This window comes from Sulfitobacter sp. HI0129 (assembly GCF_001635395.1).
Lineage (GTDB): Bacteria > Pseudomonadota > Alphaproteobacteria > Rhodobacterales > Rhodobacteraceae > Sulfitobacter.
The window spans coordinates 1-3,800 of the sequence record NZ_LWGH01000238.1 but is presented as its reverse complement, the minus strand read 5'-3'; the positions used below and the strand labels follow the sequence as shown (position 1 = coordinate 3,800).

The following is a 3,800-nucleotide window of genomic DNA, read 5'->3' as shown; positions in this document are numbered from 1 at the left end:
CGGGGCGCCCCATGGCCTGCGCTTCGATCAGCACATTGGGCAGGCCTTCGGTCACCGAGGACAGAAACAGCATATCCATCGCCTTCATCCACGGCTCCACCGGGCTGCGACGACCGGCGAAATGGATGCGGTCGGACAATCCGGCGCGGGCGACGTGGTCCATCACCTCCTGGCGCATCGGCCCGTCCCCCACGATAAGACCGTGAAGATCGGGCTGTCGCCGGGCCGCGGCAATGGCGACCTTTGCCCAGAGATCGGGGCGCTTGACGCTGGAAAACCGCATGACCCCGCCCAGTACCGGTGCCGCGGGCGGTATGCCCAGCTCCGCACGCAACCGGCCCTGCGGCACCGCGGCGGCACGATCGTTCATGGCGGCGAAATCGTAACCGTTGTAGAAGACCTGCACGCGCCCTTCGGGCAATCCGAGCCAGTTTTCGTAATCCCGCGCCCCGTTGGCGGAGTTGTTCACGATCACCACGTCGCCTGCGTAGCGGTCCAGCGCGCGATAGCCTGCCCGCAGGAAACGACGATAGCGACGTATCTCTGCCGGTCGGGTGGAACGGGTGCAGAGCACGATCCGCCCGACTCCGGCCAGCATCGCCGCCATGCCCCCCGCGACCGCAATGGCGTCCTGCCACAGATGCACGACACGGGGCCTGTTGCGCACGCACAAGACGTAAAAGGGCAAGGCCACCCGCGCGATCTTTGGCGGCAGTGCCGACAGAGTGCGCACGGCCTCGGCATGCTGAGGGGCCTCTGCCAGCAGGCCGCGGATGGCGCCCCCTTGGTGCATCGCGGCGAGTTCGACGGGGGCGATACCGGCTGATCGGACCTCTTCCAGAAAGAAGTCATTGCCCTGCAGGGGATCGAGCGAATTGACGGCCAGCGTGACCGGCTCGGCCCCCGGCCCCCGGTCCGAAAGGCCCTGCATGCTGTAGGTCACCTGACGTTCCGCCCCGCCTGCGCCGAGGTTGGAGGTCAGCACCAAGATACCGGAGCGTCCCGGCGAAAGATTGGGTCTGGAGCAGGCGGCAATGGCGTCGAACAGCCTGTCGGGGAACCGACCGGGAACCGGGGCGGGCACCATGGGCTGCGCGCTGGCCGATGCCCGGCCAACCGCCCGGAAGGCGGCGGTGCACCGGGCGGCAGCCCCCGCCATGCCGGGGGAGCGGCGTTCCGGTTGCAATCTATCCAGCATCTCCAGATGCGACCACGCCCGCGCGTAGCTGCCTGCCTCCATGCAGATGTCGACGGCGCGGGATATTGTGCGGATGTCCGAAGGCTCCGCCCGGACGGCACGGTCGATCAGCCGCAAGGCGCGCTCCAGCCGCCCGGCGGCCTGTTCGATCCATGCGACATCGGCAAGCGTCGCGGCCTCGGCCGCGCCCAGCCGTTCCAGCGCCTGATCGGCAAGGCGACGCGCCTCTTCGACCCGGTTACACATCCACGTATGATAGACGCAGTTCCGCCAGAGCACCGCCGACCGGGGCGCGCGCTCGATAGCACTGCGGTAGAAGGCGGCCCCCGCGTCCCTGTCTTTTCGGGCCAGAAGCCCCCCGACAGCGTGCAGCAGGCCCGCGTCCTGCGGAAGCTGGGCGAGTGCCGCTTCTGCCGCGGCAAGCTGGAGATCGTCGGATGCGTTCGCGTCCCTGAGGATTGCCATCCGCAGCCGCAGAGCCTCGACATGCTCGGGCGCGGCTTCGAGCGCGGTATCCACAAGGGCGCGCGCTTCTTCAAGCGCTGCGATTTCACGCAGATGGCGGGCGAAGGCGATCTGCAGCGCGATGTTGCGGGGCTGCGACCGAAGCAGCGCCTCGAAAACCTCGCGGCCCGCACCCGGCTTTTGGAGATGGGCGGCGCGTGCACGCAGATGGGCGCGGCGGGCCGGGGTGAGCGCTTTGCCATGATCTTCCAGCAGGGCGATGGCCTGCCCGGGATCGCGGTCGGCGATGGCGAGACGTGCAAGCTGTGCGACCGCTTCGGGGTGGTCGGGGGCGTCCTGCCGCACTGCTTCGTAATGGCGCCGGGCGGTCGCTTCGTCCTTCTGGGCGGCGGCGTTTCGCGCCAGCGCCAGCCGGGCGCGGGTGGCCATTGGGCCGTTCAACAGCGGCTCCAACGTGATGCGGGCCGCCTGCCATGCTTGCTTCTGGCCAAGGGCGCGGGCGATCAGCCATGCGCGCTCGGGGTCGTCAGACGGTGGTGCCGTCCGCGCAAGAACAAGGGCCCGGCAGGCGTAGCCCGCTGCCAGCCATGCCTCTGCCAGCGCGAGGATCAGGCCCGATGGGACGGGGGCGTCTTGGCGGGCGGTGGTGGTAAGCTTCTCAGCGGCGGGAAGATCGCCGCGTTCCAACAGGATGCGCAGCCGATATCGCGTCGCCTCCATGCGGTGGCGGTTTTCGTGCAGGACGGTCGCGCGGTCGCAGAAGCTTTTGGCGGCGAGCCAATCCTGCGATTTGAACAGTGCCGCCACATGGCGGCGCACAGGACCGATTGCCGTCGGATCGGCGTTGTGCAGTTCAAGCCAATGGCGGGCGACTTGAGGCCAGTCCTCCATCCGCTCGGCGGCGCGGGCAGCGGCCTCGCGCGCTGCGGTATTTTCGGCCTCTGCGGTCAGAAATACCTCGAAACACCGCAGGGCCGCCGGGTAATCGCCGCCCTGCAGGCAGGCCAATGCCCGGGTGAGAGAGCGCGCGCCTGTGAAATCCTGCGGCATGGGTCAGCCCGCTGCCTGCAGGGGGGCGGCGCGCCCGGCCATGGGATCAAGCCCGGTCAAGGGCGCGGGTACGCCCGGGTCCATGTGTGTCAGATGCCAGAGTTCCAGCATCAGCAGGTTCCACAACCGGGTGCCGTGATCCTCCCGCCCGGAAAGGTGCCGGTCGAGCATCAGATCGACAAAGCCAGGGCGCATGTAGCCGCGATTGCGGAAACGCCCGCTTGTCAGCAGATCGCCGGTAAAATCGCGCAGGCTGCCGCAAAGCCAATGCTTGACCGGGACGGAAAAGCCCTGCTTTTCACGCTGAAGAATCTCCCCCGGCAGGACGCGACGCAAAGCATATCTAAGCAATGCCTTGGGCTGCATTCCCCCCGCCCCGTCCGAAAGACGCAGCGCGGCGGGCAAGGATGCGGCCCAATCCGCAAATTCATGATCGAGAAAGGGGCTACGGCCTTCGAGACCGGCGGACATCTGGGCGATATCGGCCTTGACCAGCAGGTCATCCGGCAGGGCCGTGCCGGTTTCGACGCGCGCGGCGATTTCTGCCGCCGTATCGGGCATCGCGGTTTCGAGCAGCGCCGGAAGGGCGTCGCCTGCCGGGGTCAGCAGACCGTCCGCAAGGGCGGGGCCGAGGCCCCATTCAAGATGTCGCTGGCGGAAGACGGCCAGACGGTCGGCATAGAAATCCCGCAGCAAGCGGGGGGAGCGGTCAGCCTGTGCGAGATCGGCCCCGAAGCGGAGATAGCGGCTGTAGCCGAGGAAAAGCTCATCCCCGCCATCGCCCGTCATGGCCACACCGAGATGCGCGCGCATATGGCGGGCCATGGCCATGGTCACCAGCGCCGATGAATCCGAGAACGGTTCATCATAATGCCAGGCCACATCGGGGAGCAGCCGGGCCAGGCTGTCATCCATGGTAAAGGTACGGTGGCGGGTCCCAAATAGGCGGGAGACGGCGAGGGCATGGGGGCTCTCGTCATAATCCGGCCGATCGAAACCGGCGCAGAAGGTCTGCAAGGGTTGCGTCATCCGGGGGGCGAGCCGGGCGACAATGGCCGAACTGTCGATCCCGCCCGAGAGCATGGCA

At 67.8% G+C, this 3,800-nt stretch carries 2 protein-coding genes; both read right to left on the bottom strand.

Annotated elements, in window-relative coordinates; genetic code table 11:
- Nucleotides 1-2,713 (bottom strand): glycosyltransferase (locus tag A3764_RS04075; RefSeq protein ID WP_067951225.1); only part of this gene is annotated, 2,713 nt, incomplete at its 3' end.
- Nucleotides 2,714-2,716: 3 nt separating this feature from the next.
- A partial coding sequence (locus A3764_RS04070; RefSeq protein WP_236628011.1) for an asparagine synthetase B family protein occupies nucleotides 2,717-3,800 on the bottom strand: 1,084 nt, incomplete at its 5' end.